General features: G+C 68.8%; 17 protein-coding genes. 6 read left to right on the top strand and 11 right to left on the bottom strand.

Translation table 11 applies throughout. The features are described from left to right. Positions 1-4: 4 nt before the first annotated feature. Complete coding sequence (locus ACGTNG_RS15950; protein WP_394797506.1) at positions 5-2,410, top strand: DNA polymerase II; 2,406 nt, start codon at positions 5-7, stop codon at positions 2,408-2,410. Between the two features lie 40 nt (positions 2,411-2,450). Here ACGTNG_RS15950 and ACGTNG_RS15945 read toward each other — a convergent pair whose 3' ends face one another. Further along, positions 2,451-4,241: an ABC transporter transmembrane domain-containing protein gene (locus ACGTNG_RS15945; RefSeq protein WP_394797505.1), complete on the bottom strand. Its 1,791-nt coding sequence runs from the start codon at positions 4,239-4,241 to the stop codon at positions 2,451-2,453. Positions 4,242-4,403: 162 nt separating this feature from the next. On the opposite strand from ACGTNG_RS15945, the gene trxC reads away from it, so the two are divergent. Beyond that, on the top strand, positions 4,404-4,841 hold the full coding sequence (trxC, locus tag ACGTNG_RS15940; RefSeq protein ID WP_394797504.1) for a thioredoxin TrxC: 438 nt from the start codon (positions 4,404-4,406) through the stop codon (positions 4,839-4,841). Here trxC and ACGTNG_RS15935 read toward each other — a convergent pair. The 3 genes from ACGTNG_RS15935 to yejK form a co-directional block, all read right to left on the bottom strand. After that, a complete protein-coding gene (locus ACGTNG_RS15935) occupies positions 4,756-6,093 on the bottom strand; it encodes a GGDEF domain-containing protein (protein WP_394797503.1) in 1,338 nt (445 codons plus the stop codon). The two genes, trxC and ACGTNG_RS15935, sit on opposite strands and share 86 nt — an antisense overlap. A gap of 236 nt (positions 6,094-6,329) precedes the next feature. After that, positions 6,330-6,914, bottom strand: a complete 585-nt coding sequence (locus ACGTNG_RS15930; protein WP_394797502.1) for an NAD(P)H-dependent oxidoreductase — start codon at positions 6,912-6,914, stop codon at positions 6,330-6,332. A gap of 109 nt (positions 6,915-7,023) precedes the next feature. Continuing rightward, positions 7,024-8,031, bottom strand: coding sequence for a nucleoid-associated protein YejK (gene yejK / locus ACGTNG_RS15925; RefSeq protein ID WP_394797501.1), 1,008 nt, complete (start codon positions 8,029-8,031; stop codon positions 7,024-7,026). A gap of 204 nt (positions 8,032-8,235) precedes the next feature. Here yejK and ACGTNG_RS15920 point away from each other — a divergent pair, with 204 nt between their 5' ends. Next, the gene (locus tag ACGTNG_RS15920; protein ID WP_394797500.1) at positions 8,236-9,144 is read left to right on the top strand and encodes a carbamate kinase; all 909 of its coding nucleotides are present in this window, start codon (positions 8,236-8,238) and stop codon (positions 9,142-9,144) included. Positions 9,145-9,155: 11 nt separating this feature from the next. Here ACGTNG_RS15920 and ACGTNG_RS15915 read toward each other — a convergent pair whose 3' ends face one another. From ACGTNG_RS15915 to ACGTNG_RS15885, 7 genes are all read right to left on the bottom strand, one after another. Next, complete coding sequence (locus ACGTNG_RS15915) at positions 9,156-9,926, bottom strand: ABC transporter permease (protein WP_394797499.1); 771 nt, start codon at positions 9,924-9,926, stop codon at positions 9,156-9,158. Continuing rightward, entirely contained in the window at positions 9,923-10,852 is a 930-nt protein-coding gene (locus ACGTNG_RS15910) for an ABC transporter ATP-binding protein (protein ID WP_394797530.1), read from the bottom strand. The genes ACGTNG_RS15915 and ACGTNG_RS15910 overlap by 4 nt, the downstream gene beginning before the upstream one ends. Before the next feature lie 7 nt (positions 10,853-10,859). Beyond that, a complete protein-coding gene (locus tag ACGTNG_RS15905; RefSeq protein ID WP_394797498.1) occupies positions 10,860-11,066 on the bottom strand; it encodes a DUF6494 family protein in 207 nt (68 codons plus the stop codon). Between the two features lie 115 nt (positions 11,067-11,181). Then, on the bottom strand, positions 11,182-11,460 hold the full coding sequence (locus tag ACGTNG_RS15900) for a peptidylprolyl isomerase (RefSeq protein WP_394797497.1): 279 nt from the start codon (positions 11,458-11,460) through the stop codon (positions 11,182-11,184). Positions 11,461-11,555: 95 nt separating this feature from the next. Next, a complete protein-coding gene (locus tag ACGTNG_RS15895) occupies positions 11,556-11,879 on the bottom strand; it encodes a hypothetical protein (protein WP_394797496.1) in 324 nt (107 codons plus the stop codon). Positions 11,880-12,017: 138 nt separating this feature from the next. Continuing rightward, positions 12,018-12,407, bottom strand: a complete 390-nt coding sequence (locus ACGTNG_RS15890; RefSeq protein ID WP_394797495.1) for a gamma-glutamylcyclotransferase family protein — start codon at positions 12,405-12,407, stop codon at positions 12,018-12,020. Between the two features lie 48 nt (positions 12,408-12,455). Then, entirely contained in the window at positions 12,456-13,382 is a 927-nt protein-coding gene (locus ACGTNG_RS15885) for a LysR substrate-binding domain-containing protein (RefSeq protein ID WP_394797494.1), read from the bottom strand. Between the two features lie 120 nt (positions 13,383-13,502). On the opposite strand from ACGTNG_RS15885, the gene ACGTNG_RS15880 reads away from it, so the two are divergent. The 3 genes from ACGTNG_RS15880 (at position 13,503) to ACGTNG_RS15870 (ending at position 16,110) form a co-directional block, all read left to right on the top strand. Continuing rightward, positions 13,503-14,372, top strand: coding sequence for a pirin family protein (locus tag ACGTNG_RS15880; protein WP_394797493.1), 870 nt, complete (start codon positions 13,503-13,505; stop codon positions 14,370-14,372). Between the two features lie 76 nt (positions 14,373-14,448). Continuing rightward, the gene (ycaC, locus tag ACGTNG_RS15875) at positions 14,449-15,072 is read left to right on the top strand and encodes an isochorismate family cysteine hydrolase YcaC (protein ID WP_394797492.1); all 624 of its coding nucleotides are present in this window, start codon (positions 14,449-14,451) and stop codon (positions 15,070-15,072) included. An 81-nt stretch (positions 15,073-15,153) separates the two neighbouring features. Continuing rightward, a complete protein-coding gene (locus ACGTNG_RS15870) occupies positions 15,154-16,110 on the top strand; it encodes a pirin family protein (protein ID WP_394797491.1) in 957 nt (318 codons plus the stop codon). Positions 16,111-16,185: the final 75 nt, after the last annotated feature.

The raw sequence follows: 16,185 nt of genomic DNA, 5'->3' as shown, positions 1-16,185 counted from the left end.
CCCCTTGTCGAGCCATCACCTGACAGAGCGGGGCGCTACGACGTGCCTCGGCTTCATCCTCACCCGACACTGGCGGGAGACGCCCCGGGGCGTCGAGGTCGCGTTCTGGCTGGCGACCGACGAGGGCCCGCTCGAGGTGCGCCTGGCGCCCCGGCCCTCGGTGGCCTTCCTGCCGGCCGAGCAGCGCGAGCGCGCCGAGGCGGTGCTGGCCGGCGAGCCGGGCGTCACGCTTCGCGAACTGGCGCTGTGCGACTTCCAGCGGCGCCCGGTGCTGGGCCTCTACTGCCGGGAGCAGCGCCGGCTGAGCCGCCTGGAGCGACGCCTCGAGGCGGCCGGCGTGACGCTCTACGAGGCCGATATCCGCCCGCCGGAGCGCTACCTGATGGAGCGCTTCATCACCGCGCCGGTGGCGGTCACCGGCACGCCCGACGGGGCGGGGCGACTGGCCGCGGCGCGCCTGGCGCCCGCGCCGGACTATCGCCCCCGGCTGCGCACGGTGTCGCTGGACATCGAGACCAGCGCCCGCGGCGAGCTCTACTCCATCGCGCTCGAGGGCTGCGGGCAGCGCCAGGTGTTCATGCTGGGCCCACCCAACGGCCGCGACGAGGAGTGCGACTTTCGCCTCGACTACTGCGACAGTCGCGCGGCGCTGATCGAGGCGCTGAACGCCTGGATCGCCGCCCATGACCCGGACGCCATCATCGGCTGGAACCTGGTGCAGTTCGACCTGCGTATCCTCCACGAGCATGCCCGTCGGCTCGGCGTGGCGCTGCGGCTGGGTCGCGGCGGGGCCGAGATGGAGTGGCGGGCCCACGGCCGAGAGGCCAACCACTACTTTGCCTCGGCGGCGGGGCGGCTGATCATCGACGGCATCGAGGCGCTGCGCTCGGCGACCTGGCACTTCCCCTCCTTCAGCCTGGAGCACGTCGCGCAGACGCTGCTCGGCGAGGGCAAGGCCATCGACACGCCCTACCAGCGACTGGACGAGATCCTGCGCCGGTTCGCCGAGGACAAGCCGGCGCTGGCGCGCTACAACCTCAAGGACTGCGAGCTGGTGACGCGGATCTTCGCGCACACCGAGCTGATGGCCTTCCTGCTGGAGCGCGCCAGCGTCACCGGACTCGCGGCCGATCGCAGCGGTGGCTCGGTGGCGGCCTTCACCCATCTCTACCTGCCGCGGCTGCACCGGCTGGGCCTGGTGGCGCCGAACCTCGGCGCGGGGGAGGCCGCCGAGAGCCCCGGCGGCTTCGTCATGGACTCCCGTCCCGGCCTCTACGACTCGGTGCTGGTGCTCGACTTCAAGAGCCTCTATCCGTCGATCATCCAGAGCTTCCTGATCGACCCCGCGGGGCTGGTGGAGGGGCTCGCCGAGCCCACGGACGAGGCCTCGGTACCGGGCTATCTGGGCGCGCGCTTCTCGCGCACCCGCCACGCCCTGCCGGCCATCGTGGCGCGGGTCGGCGCGGGGCGCGAGGCCGCCAAGCGGGCCGGTAACGCGCCGCTGGCTCAGGCACTCAAGATCATCATGAACAGCTTCTACGGCGTGCTGGGCTCGAAGGGCTGTCGCTTCTTCGATGCGCGACTGGCCTCGTCGATCACCATGCGCGGCCACGCCATCATGCATCGCACCCGCGAGCTGATCGAGGCCGAAGGGTATACCGTTATCTACGGCGATACCGACTCCACCTTCGTCTGGCTCGGTCGCGAGCATCCGGAGGACCAGGCGGCGGCGATCGGCCGGCGCCTGGTGGCGCGGGTCAACGCCTGGTGGCGCGACCACCTCGCCGAGGCCCATGGCCTCGAGAGTGCCCTGGAGCTGCAGTTCGAGACCCACTACCGGCGATTCCTGATGCCGACCATCCGCGGGGCGGAGGCGGGCAGCAAGAAGCGCTACGCCGGGCTCGTCCGCAACGCCGCGGGCGAGGAGCGGATGGTCTTCAAGGGCCTGGAGACGGTGCGCAGCGACTGGACGGAGCTCGCCAAGGAGTTCCAGCAGGAGCTCTATCGGCGCGTCTTCGCCGGGGAGCCGTGGCGAGCGTACGTGCGGGGCTTCGTCGGCGACTTCCTGCGCCGGACCCGGGAAGGCGAGGAGGACGAGCGGCTGATCTACCGCAAGCGGCTGCGCCGGCGCCTGGAGGAGTACCGCCGCAACGTGCCGCCCCACGTGCGCGCCGCCCGGCTCGCCGATGAGCACAACGACCGGCTGGGCCGGCCGCGCCAGTACCAGCAGGGCGGCTGGATCCGCTACGTGATGACGGTGGCCGGGCCGGAGCCCCTGGAGCGGCGGCAGGCGCCGATTGACGCCGATCACTACCTGACCCGCCAGCTCCAGCCGGTGGCCGATGCCATCCTGCCCTTCGTGGGCGACGACTTCACGGCGCTGATCGACCGCCAGCTGGGGCTGTTCTGAGTCCTCGTGTCAGGCGTGTCGCGCCTTGGTGGCCGAGCGCTCAGCGCTCGTCGGTGACAGAGGGCAGGGCGTGCCGGCCGAACTGCAGCTCGGCGAGGTGGCGATAGAGCGGGCTTCTCTCGAGCAGCTCGGCGTGGCGGCCGGCCGCCACCAGGCGCCCCTTGTCCATCACCAGCAGGCGGTCGGCGGCCACCACTGTGGCCAGCCGGTGGGCGATGACGAGGCTCGTGCGCTCGGCCATCAGCCGGTCCAGCGCCTGCTGCACCAGCCGCTCGCTCTCGGCGTCCAGGGCGCTGGTGGCCTCGTCGAGCAGCAGCACGCGGGGATCCTTGAGCAGCGCCCGGGCGATGGCCAGGCGCTGGCGCTGGCCGCCGGAGAGCTGCACGCCGCCGGGGCCGAGCGGGGTATCCAGGCCCTGGGGCAGCGCCTCGATGAAATCCAGGGCGTTGGCGTCCCGCGCCGCCTGGCGAAGGGCGTCGCTGTCGGCGTCGCCCCGGCCGAAGCGCAGGTTGTCGGCCACGCTGCCGCTGAACAGCACCGGCTCCTGGGCCACCAGGCCGAGGCTCGCGCGCAAGGCGTGCGGGTCGAGCTCGCGCAGGTCGATGCCGTCCAGGCAGAGGCGCCCGCGGTCGGGATCATGGAAGCGCAGCAGCAGCGCGAGCAGGGTGCTCTTGCCCGCCCCGGAGGGGCCCACCAGGGCGACCCGCTCGCCGGGCGCGATGGTGAGATCGAACGCCTCGAGCGCCGGGATCTGCCGGCCGGGATAGGTGAAGTTCACTCCCTCGAATTGGAGCTCGCCGCGCAGCGGGGCGGGCAGGGGCGTGGGGGTTGCCGGGGCGCGGATCGTGGAGCGGGTCTCCAGCAGCTCCAGCAGCCGCTCGGCGGCGCCCGCGGCACGCTGCACGTCGCCCGCCACCTCGGCCAGCGTCGCCACCGCGCCGGCGGCCAGCACCGCGTAGAAGACGAAGGCCGAGAGTTCGCCGGCGGTCATGCTGCCGGCCAGCACCGCCTGGCCTCCCTGCCAGAGCATCACGCCGACCGCGGCGAAGACCGCCAGCAGCGCGCCGCCGGTCAGCCAGGCGCGCTGGCGGGTGCGCGCCACGGCGGTGGCGAAGGCCTCCTCGACCCGCGCTCCATAGGCCCGGCGGTCGCGCGGCTCGTGGTTGAAGGCCTGGACGGTGCGGATGCCCGACAGGGCCTCGCCGGCATAGCGCCCCAGCTCGGCCACCCGGTCCTGGCTGGTGCGCGAGAGGCGCCGCACCCGGCGGCCGAACCACAGGATCGGCAGCACCGTGGCCGGAATGCCCAGCAGCACGATGGCCGAGAGCCACGGCTGGGTCACCAGCATCAGCGCCACGGCGCCGGCGAGCATCAGCAGATTGCGCAGCGCCAGCGAGATCGAGGAGCCGAACAGGCTCTGCAGCACGCTGGTGTCTGCCGTGAGCCGTGAGGAGATCTCCCCGGCGCCGCCGCCTTCCCCGCGGCTGCTCTCGAAGAAGCCGGGCTCCAGGTCGAGCAGGTGATCGAAGACGCGGCGGCGCAGGTCGGCCGCCAGCCGCTCGCCGATCCAGGTGACCAGGTAGTAGCGCAGCGCCGAGGCGATCGCCAGCACCGCCACCACGGCCAGCATGCCCGCAAGGACCTGGTTGAGCTGGCGGGGATCCCGGGCCAGGAAGCCCTGGTCGATCACCAGGCGCAGCCCCTGGCCGAGCAGCAGCACGCTGCCCGCCGCGGCGAGCAGCGCCAGGGCGGCCAGCGCCACGCGCCCGCGATAGGGGGCGAGCAGCGACAGCAGGCGCAGCAGCACGCGGGGATCGGGACGGTCGGTCATGGGACTCTCGTGAGCAGCGCCGGGTGGCATTGCCGCGACCATAACAGCCCCTGAGATGGGCTGCATGACGCCACGGCCACCGGGCGGGTGTCACGCCGCTTGCGAGGCGTCGTGGGCGTGCAGGAAAATCGGGCAGGAAATCCCCTCGACACGGAGTGCGTCATGACCGAATCCCTGAAGCTGGGCTGCCCCCATTGCCACGCCATCAATCGCGTCGCGCGATCGCGTCTCGACGACGGCCCGACGTGCGGCAAGTGCCGCCGGGCGCTGTTCACCGGCGAGCCCGTGGCGCTGAGCGCCGCGAACTTCTCCGCCCTGGTCGAGCGCAGTGAGCTGCCGGTGGTGGTGGACTTCTGGGCCAGCTGGTGCGGTCCCTGCAAGACCATGGCGCCGATCTTCGCCGAGGCCGCCCGTGAACTCGAGCCGCGGCTGCGCTTCGCCAAGCTGAACACCGAGGAGGAGCAGGCGCTGGCGGCGCGCTTCGGCATCCGCAGCATTCCCACGCTGATCGTCTTCAAGGATGGCGGGGAAGTCGCCCGCCAGCCGGGGCTGCTGCAGGGGCCACAGCTGCGGCAGTGGCTGCGGCCCTATCTGGCATAGGGGCCGGCCTATCGTCGGGTGAAGCGGCGGGCACAGGTCCGCTCGAGCGCTCGGTTGCGAGATGCCGTGGCGTCATGACCACGCAGTTGCGCCCGCGCGCCTTGCCCGCATAGAGGGCGCGGTCGGCACGCAACAGGCCGGGGTCCAGGCTGGCGTCGCCCGGCTCGACGCGGCCGATGCCCAGCGTGACCGAGAGCGTCAGGATCACGCCGTTGATCTCCAGGGGCTGGCGGGAGACCGCCTCGCGGATGCGTTCGGCGATCCCGCCGGCGGTGCTTGGGCTGGCCTGGGGCAGGGCGATGACGAACTCCTCGCCGCCGTAACGGCCCATGAGGTCGCTGTCGCGCAGCACCGACTGGCAGCGCGCGGCGACCACCCTCAGGGCCATGTCGCCGACGGCATGGCCGTGCCTGTCGTTGATGGCCTTGAAGTGGTCGATGTCCACCATGCACAGCGACAGGGGCGTGCCATCGCGGTGCGCCTCGCAGCGCGCCTGCTCGGCCAGCTCGAAGAAATGCCGCCGGTTGGTGATCCCCGTCAGCTCGTCGGTGCGTGCCATGTGACGCAGGCGCTGCTCCAGGGTGCTGCGCTCCTCGAGCTCCGCCGCCAGTCCATGATTGACCGAGCGCGCGTCGGCCAGGCTGGCGAACTGCGCGCGCTGCAGGCGGTGCAGCCGGGTCACGGTCATCCAGCACAGCAGGTTGACGAAGCCCAGCAGCAGCAGGCTGTTCGTCAGCACCCCGACGGGCAGTGGTGACCACAGCCTCATGACGACGAGCAGGCCGCCGATCAGGTAGACGTTGCCCGCCAGCATCCAGGGCACTCGGTTGGGGATGAAGAGATACAGCGACATGCTGGCCGCCACCAGCGAGGCGAGGCTGATCAAGATGCCATCCGGGCGCAGGGGAATGGTCAGCAGCAGCCCGCTGATCGCCAGCAGGCAGGCCAGGTTGACCGGCAGCGGCGCCTGGGCCAGTGCGGGCCGATATCTGACCGCGAGAGCCAGCAGCAGGAGCATCAGGGCCACGCTGATCCGCATGCCGAGCAGCAGCCGGAAGTCGTCGCTCGGGCCCAGCAGGCTGTAGTCGGTCAGGCCGAAGGCGAGGAAGAGGCCGGCCGCCACCGTCAGGGCGTGACGCAGCTGGCAGGCGTCGTGGGCGCGCATGGTGCGGCGGAACAGCGCCTCGCGGTCGGGATCCTGGAATTCACCCCGCCAGTCGAGGTCTTCGGCGGTCGCGGCGATGGTGACCATGGACGACCTCCTCGAGGGCCGGTGCGCGCTGTCGGGACAAGGGGCGCCGGCCTGGTGGGCAGGGAAGCGTTGGGTCGGCATGTCGTGGCGTCTGGTCGCCGGGTCATGCCACGAGTGAAGCATGGCGGCGAAACCGCAGGATCGCCACCCACCTCGGGTACGTGTCGCCATACGCTGATACGCCGTGTCAGCGATCGCTTACAGGGAAAGTATGAGCCTTTGACTAAGTCGCTGGCTTAGTGTGCCTTGCCGCCCAGCGTCTCCAGGCGCTTGAACCACGCCTGGCAGTCGGCCTCGTCGAGGTTCTCCACCGAGCCGATCAGCGTCTCGCGCACCGGCGCGAAGCCGACGAAACCGAGGATGTTGCGCTCCAGTGACTTGACGCTGTGGGCGCGATAGACGTGGCGGTAGATCGCCGCCGGCATGCCCATGGTCACCACCACCCGCGCCGAACGGCCCGTGAGCCCCTTGCGCCCCAGGGGGTTGCCGTCGACGTACTCGAAGGCGAAATGCGGGCGCATCACCTGCTCGAGAAAGCCCTTCACCAGCGCCGGCATGTCGCCGAGCCATAGCGGAAAGAAGAGCACCAGGTGTTCGCACCAGGCGATGGCGTCCCGTGCCGGCTCGAGCGCGGCGGGCATCGGCGCCTCGGTCCAGTCCCGCTGGCTCTGCAGCAGGGGGAAGGCGTGCTCGGCGATGGTCAGGGTGCGCACCTCGTGGCCGGCCTGTTCGGCGCCCCGGCGGTAGTGGTCGGCCAGGGCGTGCAGCAGGTGCGGGGCGGCGGTGTCGGGGTGGCCCTGGAGAATCAGGATGCGGCGCATGGCGAAGCCCTCTCGACGTGCAGGTCGACGTGAATGACGTGGCTCAGCATAGCTCGCTTGGCGCCCTTCGCCGACGCCGGTGCCTCGAGAGAGACGTCGCCTCGCGCCGTCAGTCCTGGCGCTTGAGCTGTTCGCGCAGCTGCTTGGGCACCTGCTTGATGATCAGCCGGTCCTGATCCTCGTCGTACTCCACGCTGGAGCCCAGCAGGTGGGAATCGAAGCTGATCGATACGCCCCCCGAGCGTCCGGCGAAGCGCCGAAACTGGTTGAGGGTGCGCTTGTCCGGCGGGATCTCTGGAGAGAGGCCGTAGTCGGCATTGCGGATATGCTCATAGAAGGCCTTCGGCTGCTGCTCGTCGAGCACCTCGGAGAGCTCCTCCAGGGTGATCGGCTCGCCCCGGCTCGCCTGGTCGCTGGCGTAGTCGATCAGCGCATCGGTCTTCTCGCGGCTGGCCTCCTCGGGCAGGTCCTCCTGCTCCACGTAGTCGCTGAAGGCCTTGAGCAGGGTGCGGGTCTCGCCCGTGGCGTCCACGCCCTCCGCGGCGCCGAGCAGGGCGGCGAAGCCCTCGGCGAGCTTCTTCCCGCCGCGGTCCTTGGTCCAGGAGAGGTACTGTTTCGAGGGCGAGTCGCCGCGCCACTGGTTGATGTCCAGGCGCGCGGCGAGGCTCATCTGGGTCAGGTTGAGCTGGCGCACCGGCACCACGGCGAGGTCGTCGTCGACGCCGAACCCGCTGCGGTGATGCAGCAGCGCCAGGCTCAGATAGCGGGCGTCGCCGACGCGCTGATCGACCATCAGCAGGTCGCCGGAGAGCGTCAGGTGGTCACCGATCAGCTCGGCGAGGCGCGCTGCCACGTCGCGGCTGAAGGTGGCGAAATCGCGGCCGCCGTCGAGGCAGTCGGCAAGCTCGGTGGAAAACGGTGAGCTCGCCTCGCCCTCGGGCGTGGCGTCGACGAAGTGGCCCCAGGCCTTGGGCTTGGCATTGAAGGCGTCGTTGACGCCGGCCAGCAGGTCGTCCAGCGCCGCCGAGGGGGCGAGCTCCTCGGCGGCGGGCGTCAGGGTCGGCGCCTCGCCGGAGGCCGTGTCGATGCGATGGATGATGCTGTGCAGGATCGGCATGGGAGCTCCGCGGTGAAGGGCGAGGGTGGGGATGATACCCGCCGGGGGCGCCGCTCGATAGCCGATCGGCGAGTCTGTGCCGCCGGCAGTGACCCGCGCGGGCTATGCTGAGGGATATGCCAAAGGCCTGGGGTGGGCGTCGCCTCGCGCCGGCTCCCGAGGGCTCGCCGCGAGCCCCGACATCGACGCCGGAGGCGGATCCGCATGCGTATCGTGGTAGCCCTGGGCGGCAGCGCCCTGTTGCGGCCAGGCGAGCCCATGACCATCGACAACCAGCGCCACAACGTGCGGCGAGCCGCGCGGGGCCTGGCCGAGCTGGCCGGCCGGCACCAGCTGGTGGTGACCCATGGCAACGGCCCCCAGGTGGGCCTGCTCGCCCTCCAGGCCCAGGCCTACCTGCCGGCGGAGGCCTATCCGCTGGACGTGCTGGATGCCCAGACCGAGGGCATGATCGGCTACCTGATCGAGGCGGAACTGATGAACGAGATGCCGGCCGGCGCCAGCTGCGCGACCCTGCTGACGCGGGTCGAGGTGGATGCCGACGATCCCGCCTTCCTCCTTCCGACCAAGCCCATCGGCCCCGACTATGGCCTCGCTGACATGCATCGCTGGAAGGCCGACAAGGGGTGGGCCTTCGTCGAGTCGTCGCCCGGGCGCTGGCGGCGGGTCGTCGCCTCGCCCCTGCCGCGGCGCATCCTGCCCATCGACGTCATCGGCCGGCTGGTGGACGCGGGGGTGGTGGTGATCTGCGCCGGGGGCGGTGGCATTCCCACGGTGCGAAGCGCCGGTGGTCGCCTGGAGGGCGTCGAGGCGGTGATCGACAAGGACCACGCCTCCGGCCTGCTGGCGACCCGGCTGGACGCCGATGCCCTGCTGTTGCTGACCGACGTGGCGGCGGTGTACCAGGGCTGGGGCGGGCCCGCGCCGACCCCGCTGCATCGCGTGACTCCCGAGGCGCTCGGCGCTCTCGCCTTCGAGGCGGCCACCATGGGCCCCAAGGTGGCGGCCGCGTGCGAGTTCGTCACCGCCCGTGGCGGGGTCGCCGGCATCGGCGCGCTGGAGGACGCCGGCCGGATCCTCGAGGGCCTGGCCGGCACCCTGATCCGGGCATGATCCAGGCGTGATCAGGGCTTGAGGCGGTAGCCGCTCCTGAAGATCCAGCCCACCATGGCGAGCGCCACGGAGAGGAACAGCAGGATCATCCCCAGGCTGACCAGCGGGCTCACGTCGCTGATGCCGTAGAAGCTCCAGCGAAAGCCGCTGACCAGGTAGACCACCGGGTTGGCCAGGGTCACCGCCTGCCAGAAGGGCGGCAGCATGTCGATGGAGTAGAAGGTGCCGCCGAGGAAGGTCAGCGGGGTGATCACCAGCAGCGGCACCAGCTGCAGCTTCTCGAAGCCGTCGGCCCAGATGCCGATGATGAAGCCGAGCAGGCTGAAGGTCACCGCGGTGAGCACCAGGAACAGCGCCATCATCAGCGGATGATCGATGGAGTAGGGCACGAAGAGCCGCGCCGTGACCAGCACGATCAGGCCGAGGATCAGCGACTTGGTCGCCGCCGCGCCGACGTAGCCGACCACCACCTCGACGTAGGACATCGGCGCCGAGAGGATCTCGTAGATCGAGCCCGAGAAGCGCGGGAAGAAGATGCCGAAGGAGGCGTTGGAGACGCTCTGGGTCAGCAGCATCAGCATGATCAGGCCCGGCACGATGAAGGCGCCGTAGCTGATGCCATCCACCTCGCTGATCCGGGTGCCGATGGCCGCGCCGAACACCACGAAGTAGAGCGAGGTGGAGATGACCGGCGAGACGATGCTCTGCAGCATGGTGCGCAGGCTGCGCGCCATCTCGGCGAGGTAGAGGGTCTTCACGGATTGCAGGTTCACGCGCTTCATGTCGATCGACGCTCCTGGACCAGGCTGACGAAGATGTCTTCCAGCGAACTCTGGCGGGTGTTCAGGTCCTTGACGCGCAGCCCCACCGCCTCGAGGTCGGCCAGCAGGCCGGAGATGGTCGAGCCCTCTTCCTGGCGGGCCGTGTCGTAGCTGTAGACCAGCGCCTGGCCCTCGTCGTCGAGGACCAGGCCGTGGCCGGCCAGCGACTCCGGCACCGACTCGAGCGGCTCCTGCAGGTGCAGGGTCAGCTCCTTGCTGCCGAGCTTGTGCATCAGCGCGTGGGTGTGTTCCACCAGCACGATCTCCCCGCGGCGGATCACCCCGATGCGGTCCGCCATCTCCTCGGCCTCCTCGATGTAGTGGGTGGTGAGGATGATCGTCACTCCCCGGTCGCGCAGGCCGCGCACCACCTCCCACATCTCGCGGCGCAGTTCCACGTCCACGCCGGCAGTCGGCTCGTCGAGGAACAGCACCTGGGGCGCATGGGAGAGCGCCTTGGCGATCAGCACGCGACGCTTCATGCCGCCGGAGAGCTCCAGCAGCCGGCTGTGGCGCTTCTCCCACAGGGTCAGCGAGCGCAGCACCTGCTCGATGTGCGCCGGATCCTTCGGCTTGCCGAAGAGTCCGCGGCTGAAGCTGACCGTGTCCCACACCGTGGTGAAGGCCTCGTTGGTCAGCTCCTGGGGCACTAGGCCGATCAGCGAGCGGGCGGCGCGGTAGTCACGGACGTTGTCGTGGCCATCCACCAGCACCCGACCCTGGCTCGCGTTGACCAGACCGCAGATCACGCTGATCAGGGTCGTCTTGCCTGCGCCGTTGGGGCCGAGCAGGGCGAAGATCTCGCCGCGCCGGATCGTGAGGTCGACATCAACCAGCGCCTGGAAGCCGTCGGAAAAGGTCTTCGACAGCCCCTCGACGCGGATCATCGGCGTGTCACTCAAGGGTGATGTCTCCCTTGAATTCCAGATCCAGCTCGAGGCCGTCCACCTCGACCGTCACCCGGGCCGGCAGGCGCTCGTTGCCGGTCAGGCGCCCGTCGGCCAGCGCCTCCCGTACGGCCTGCTCGATCTCCTGCTGGGTGTTCACGCCCACGTTCTTCAGCAGCTTACGGATGCTGTGTTGGAAGGTGTCGTCGTTCATCGAAGGGCTCCTCCTGCCTCGGTGACCTGCCATCATCCTTCATTTCATACAGGTACTGTACAAGAAAAAGCCGCGCATGGGCTCCATGCGCGGCTCCTGACAGCAGACCCGTGGCTCAGCTGCGGTCGGTGATTTCCAGCAGGTGGTAGCCGAACTGGGTCTTCACCGGGCCGTGGACCTTGCCCACTTCGCCCTCGAACACCACCTTGTCGAACTCCGGCACCATCTGGCCCGGGCCGAAGGTGCCGAGCTCGCCGCCCTGGCGGCCGGACGGGCAGTTGGAGTGCTCGCGAGCGACCTCGGCGAAGTCGCGACCGCCCTCGATCTCGGCCTTGAGTTCGTTACACTTCGCTTCGCTGTCCACCAGGATATGACGTGCGCTTGCCTGAGCCATGTTGCTCTCCTCGACGGTCGGCAGGAATGCCGGTTGATGAATCCGACAGCATACCACGCCCGTTCGCGCAGGTGCCCCGTGGGGGAGGGGTGTCCTCAGTCACCCGCGCCGATGCTGAGCCGGAAGGCCTGCAGGCTGTCGAGTTCGAGACGATACTCCTCGGAGAACACCGGATGGCCGATCACGCGGATGTCGAGGCTCGCCTCGGCGCTGCGGTAGGCGACCTCGGCGGTGACGTGGGTATCGGTGACCAGCGGCGCCGTGGGGGCGAAGTCGATCCCTTTCACCTCCACCGCGGTCAGGCCGAGGCGGTCGAGATGATCGCCGACGGCGCGCTTCAGGCTGACGTCGTAGTAGAAGTAGATTCCGCCGTAGGCCAGGCCGGCCAGCGCGGCGAGGGAGAACATGAAGCGAACCATGACCGTCTCCTTGGTGGTGTCGCAAAAAAGCTGGTGTCGCAAATAGCGGATGTCGCGAAGGGCTGATGCCGGGAAGACGCCGCCTTCGTGAGCGCGTTTATAGCACAGGCGCGGGCCTGGCGGGGCGGCCACCTGGCCTCAACGCGGGCGCCAGTGGCCTTCGCGGATCACCGGATAGCCCGCGACCGGACGGTTGTAGAGATAGAGCCAGGCGGGGCCGAAGGTGGTCGTATGGATGAGGCGATCGTAGTCGCCCTTGCGCGGGGTGCGCACCCGGTAGTCCTCCAGACGGTCGAGGCCGGCCAGCAGCCGGGCATCGATCCGAAACACCTCCACCGCGATGCCTCGTGACGCCTCGAGCTTGGCGGCGGGATAGGGCCCCAGGTCGTAGAGCGTGGCGCCGGTGAGGCAGTCCTCACCCAGGAAAGCGGCGTCTTCCAGCCAGTGGTGGTTGCGCAGGCCGCGCTTCAAGGTGCCGTAGACGGCGACCAGCGGCGTGCGAAGTACGGCGAGTGAGGGCGTATGCATGGCCTGTCCTTGCCTCCTCAGGGATGGGGTCGAGTGTCGGCCATGATCTTACCCGACGCGGGCGGTCAGCGTTTTGACATCGACCTCCTCGATTTCTTCGCCGAGGAAGTCCAGTAGCGCCCTGACCGAGGGCAACAGGCCGCGCCTCGAGGGGAAGACGACATGCAGGATACCGCCTCGCGGCTGCCACCCCGGTAGCACATCGATCAGACGACCCGCCTGAAGATCCTGACCGCCTACCAGCAGGGCCAGCTTGACGACGCCCAATCCCCGAAGGGCGGCCTCATGCAGGGTCTCTGCGCTGTCCGTTACCAGACGAGGCCGGTGATGGATCTGGGTCGTCATGCCATCCGGACCTGCCAGATCCCAGACATGCTGCTTGTCATGCTGTTCGAAATCCAGGCTCGGCAGCTCGATGAGATCGGCCGGTCCCCGGGGGAGGGAGCGATGCTCGAACAGGCCGGGCGCGGCCATCAGGCGCTGGGGACTGCTCGACAGCACCTTCATGGCCAACTCGCTGTCTTCCAGGGGCGGGAAGCGCACACGGATCGCCATGTCGAAACCTTCTCTCACCACGTCGACGCGACGGCTGGTGGCATCGATCTGGACTTCCACTTCGGGGCAGCGTTCCATGAAGCGAACCAGCAAGGGCGTGATCAGGTAGTGCAGTACACTGGGTGAACAGCTGAGTTTCACCAGACCTCGCGGTTCAGCGCGATTGTGCTCGATAAGCTCTTCGGCAGCCTCTGCCTCCACCAGCATGGCCACGCAGTGGCGGTAGTAGGCCTGGCCGAGCTCGGTGACCGAGACATGACGCGTCGAGCGGTTGAGCAGCCGGGTCGCCAGCTGCTTCTCAAGCTGGCTGATGCGTCGGCTCAGTTTCGACTTGGGGATGCCCAGGGCGCGGCCCGCCGCAGCGAAGCCGCCGTGGTTAACTACTTGGACGAAGTAGTAGAGATCGTTGAGGTCACGCATCGGTCGTCCTGTGAATGGAACGGTCCGTATGAATCCTACCACCTACCGCCGGCAGTGTTCCTTTTCTAGGCTTCCTGCATCAGGGCCACAGGTGCCCTTTCTGCCAACAGGAGCCCGATCATGAAGAAGATTCGGACGGTATACGGTGCACCGCATGGTCATTGGGTCGGTGACGGCTTTCCCGTACGTTCCCTGTTCACCTACGAGCGCATGGGCGCCGAGCATCTCAGCCCTTTCCTGATGCTGGATCACGCCGGCCCCTTCACCTTCAAGCCTGCCAAGCGGCCGCGGGGCGTGGGGCAGCATCCCCACCGCGGCTTCGAGACGGTGACCCTGGTCTACGCAGGAGAGCTCGAGCATCGCGACTCCACCGGCAGCGGTGGTCGGATCGGCGAGGGAGACGTGCAGTGGATGACCGCCGGTGCCGGCATCGTCCATGAGGAGTTTCACTCCCGAGCCTTCACCGAGCAGGGCGGTCGCCTCGAGATGGTGCAGCTGTGGGTCAACCTGCCGGCCCGGGACAAGGACGCTCCGGCAGCCTACCAGACGCTGCTCGACGCCGACATTCCCAGCGTGGCGCTCGAAGACGAGGCCGGCCATGTGCGCGTGGTGGCCGGGAGCTATCTTGGTCATGAGGGGCCCGCGAGCACCTTTACCCCGATCAACCTCTGGGACGTGCGCATGGTCGCCGGGCGGCATGCCAGCCTATCGGTCCCGGTGGGACATACCACCCTGCTGGTGGTGCTGGAGGGCACCGTCCAGGTCAACGGCGAGACCGTCGTGCGCGACGAGGCCGTGGTGAGCTTCGAGCGTCGTGGCGAGACGCTCTCGCTGGAGGCCAACAACGACGCCAGGCTGCTGCTGCTCAGTGGCGAGCCCATCGATGAGCCGGTCGTCGGCCACGGGCCCTTCGTGATGAACAGCGCGGAGGAGATCCACCAAGCCTTCGCCGACTTCCAAGACGGGAAGTACGGCGCCCTGAACGGCTAGCGGGAGCTCTACGCTAGCGGTTCTTCTCCGCCGGCTCGGCCGCCGGTTTTCCCCCTGATGCAATAGGAGCGCAAACATGTCCTTTACCTATAACCGCCTCGACAAGGACGACGTGGCCCTGCTGATGGTCGACCATCAGGCTGGCCTGCTGTCCCTGGTCCGCGACTTCAGCCCGGACGACTTCAAGAACAATGTCCTGGCGCTGGCGGACATCGCCAAGTTCTTCGACATCCCCACCATCCTTACCACCAGTTTCGAGGACGGTCCCAACGGGCCCATGGTGCCGGAACTCAAGGAGATGTTCCCCCAGGCGCCCTACCTCGCGCGTCCGGGGCAGATCAACGCCTGGGACAACGAGGAGTTCGTCGCCGCGGTCAAGGCCACCGGCAAGAAGCAGCTGCTGATTGCCGGCGTGGTCACCGAGGTCTGCGTGGCCTTCCCGGCGCTCTCCGCCCTGGAGGAGGGCTATGAGGTCTTCGTGGTCACGGATGCTTCCGGTACCTTCAACCAGACCACGCGCGACGCCGCCTGGGATCGCATGTCCCAGGCCGGTGCCCAGCTGTTGACCTGGTTCGGCGCCGGTTGCGAGCTGCACCGCGACTGGCGCAACGACATCGAAGGCTTCGGCGGCCTGCTGGCAGGCCACCTGCCTGCGTACGCCAACCTGATCCAGAGCTACAGCCAGCAGACACAGGGCTAAGCGCGATAGGCTCGGCTCCAGGGAGGCTCATGGCCTTCCCCGGGGTCGAGCCTTGTTCGTACCTCACGGAAGGATTCCCCCATGAGCACATTCGTCGAAGATCGCGATCTGGTCTCTTCCCGCGACTGCCCCGTCGTCGACGGCAAACGCCAGATCCAACACGTGGCGCCGCGTACCGCCGATGTCGGCGGGATTCCGGTCAACCGGGTGTTACCTTCGCGACACCGCCGGCTGGTGGGCGCCTGGTGCTTCCTCGACCACGCCGGGCCGGCCGTCTTCAAGGGCAGCTCCCGCGGCCTGCGGGTCGGCCCACACCCGCACATCGGGCTGCAAACCTTCACCTGGATGATCGAGGGCGAGGTGCTGCATCGCGACAGTCTGGGCAACCAGCAGGTGATCCGTCCCGGCCAGGTCAATCTGATGACCGCCGGCCGCGGCATCAGCCATACCGAGGAGTCCGTGGCCGGTGATACGCACCTGCATGCCGCCCAGCTGTGGATCGCCCTGCCCGAAGCCGATCGGCGCACGGATCCACGCTTCGACCACTATCCCGATTTACCGCGTTGGGAAACGCAAGGGGTCGACTTCACTCTGCTGACGGGGGAGTTCTCCGGCTATAGGGCCCCGACCCTGGCGTTCTCGCCCCTGGTGGGCCTGGATCTCGTCAGCAGGGAAGCGAGCACCGTCGAGCTGTCGCTGCGCAAGGACTTCGAGTACGGCGTGTTGCCCCTGGAAGGCGCGCTGGACGTCGAGGGCGATACCTTTCCCCCCAATGAATTGGCCTATCTGGGTTGTGGGCGCGACCGTATCACCCTGAGCCTGCCCGTCGGCGGCAGAGCCATCCTGGTTGGCGGCGAGCCCCTGGACGAGGAGATCCTCATCTGGTGGAACTTCGTCGGCCACAGCAAGACCGAGATCGCCGAGGCCCAGCGCGACTGGGAGGCCGGCAGCGAGCGCTTCGGCCGCATTCCCGACTACGACGGGGAGCCCCTGACGCCGCCGCCGTTGCCGAGGAGCTTCTCCGGAGACGATGGTTGATCTATGTCCGTCGTCGGGGGCCGATCGATATGGGTCACCGAGGAAAACACCCCCTGGCGAATGGCTCTTTCTCCT

The organism is Halomonas sp. B23F22_3, assembly GCF_043496965.1.
GTDB lineage: Bacteria > Pseudomonadota > Gammaproteobacteria > Pseudomonadales > Halomonadaceae > Halomonas.
The sequence above is the reverse complement of the archived record's forward strand: the minus strand, read 5'-3'. Positions and strand labels throughout refer to the sequence as shown.

Coding starts and splice junctions, on each gene's coding strand:
- ACGTNG_RS15945 (WP_394797505.1), bottom strand. CDS start 4,241: ATGACCGACCGTCCCGATCCCCGCGTGCTGCTGCGCCTGCTGTCGCTG.
- trxC (WP_394797504.1), top strand. CDS start 4,404: ATGACCGAATCCCTGAAGCTGGGCTGCCCCCATTGCCACGCCATCAAT.
- ACGTNG_RS15935 (WP_394797503.1), bottom strand. CDS start 6,093: ATGGTCACCATCGCCGCGACCGCCGAAGACCTCGACTGGCGGGGTGAA.
- ACGTNG_RS15930 (WP_394797502.1), bottom strand. CDS start 6,914: ATGCGCCGCATCCTGATTCTCCAGGGCCACCCCGACACCGCCGCCCCG.
- yejK (WP_394797501.1), bottom strand. CDS start 8,031: ATGCCGATCCTGCACAGCATCATCCATCGCATCGACACGGCCTCCGGC.
- ACGTNG_RS15920 (WP_394797500.1), top strand. CDS start 8,236: ATGCGTATCGTGGTAGCCCTGGGCGGCAGCGCCCTGTTGCGGCCAGGC.
- ACGTNG_RS15915 (WP_394797499.1), bottom strand. CDS start 9,926: ATGAAGCGCGTGAACCTGCAATCCGTGAAGACCCTCTACCTCGCCGAG.
- ACGTNG_RS15910 (WP_394797530.1), bottom strand. CDS start 10,852: ATGATCCGCGTCGAGGGGCTGTCGAAGACCTTTTCCGACGGCTTCCAG.
- ACGTNG_RS15905 (WP_394797498.1), bottom strand. CDS start 11,066: ATGAACGACGACACCTTCCAACACAGCATCCGTAAGCTGCTGAAGAAC.
- ACGTNG_RS15900 (WP_394797497.1), bottom strand. CDS start 11,460: ATGGCTCAGGCAAGCGCACGTCATATCCTGGTGGACAGCGAAGCGAAG.
- ACGTNG_RS15895 (WP_394797496.1), bottom strand. CDS start 11,879: ATGGTTCGCTTCATGTTCTCCCTCGCCGCGCTGGCCGGCCTGGCCTAC.
- ACGTNG_RS15890 (WP_394797495.1), bottom strand. CDS start 12,407: ATGCATACGCCCTCACTCGCCGTACTTCGCACGCCGCTGGTCGCCGTC.
- ACGTNG_RS15885 (WP_394797494.1), bottom strand. CDS start 13,382: ATGCGTGACCTCAACGATCTCTACTACTTCGTCCAAGTAGTTAACCAC.
- ACGTNG_RS15880 (WP_394797493.1), top strand. CDS start 13,503: ATGAAGAAGATTCGGACGGTATACGGTGCACCGCATGGTCATTGGGTC.
- ycaC (WP_394797492.1), top strand. CDS start 14,449: ATGTCCTTTACCTATAACCGCCTCGACAAGGACGACGTGGCCCTGCTG.
- ACGTNG_RS15870 (WP_394797491.1), top strand. CDS start 15,154: ATGAGCACATTCGTCGAAGATCGCGATCTGGTCTCTTCCCGCGACTGC.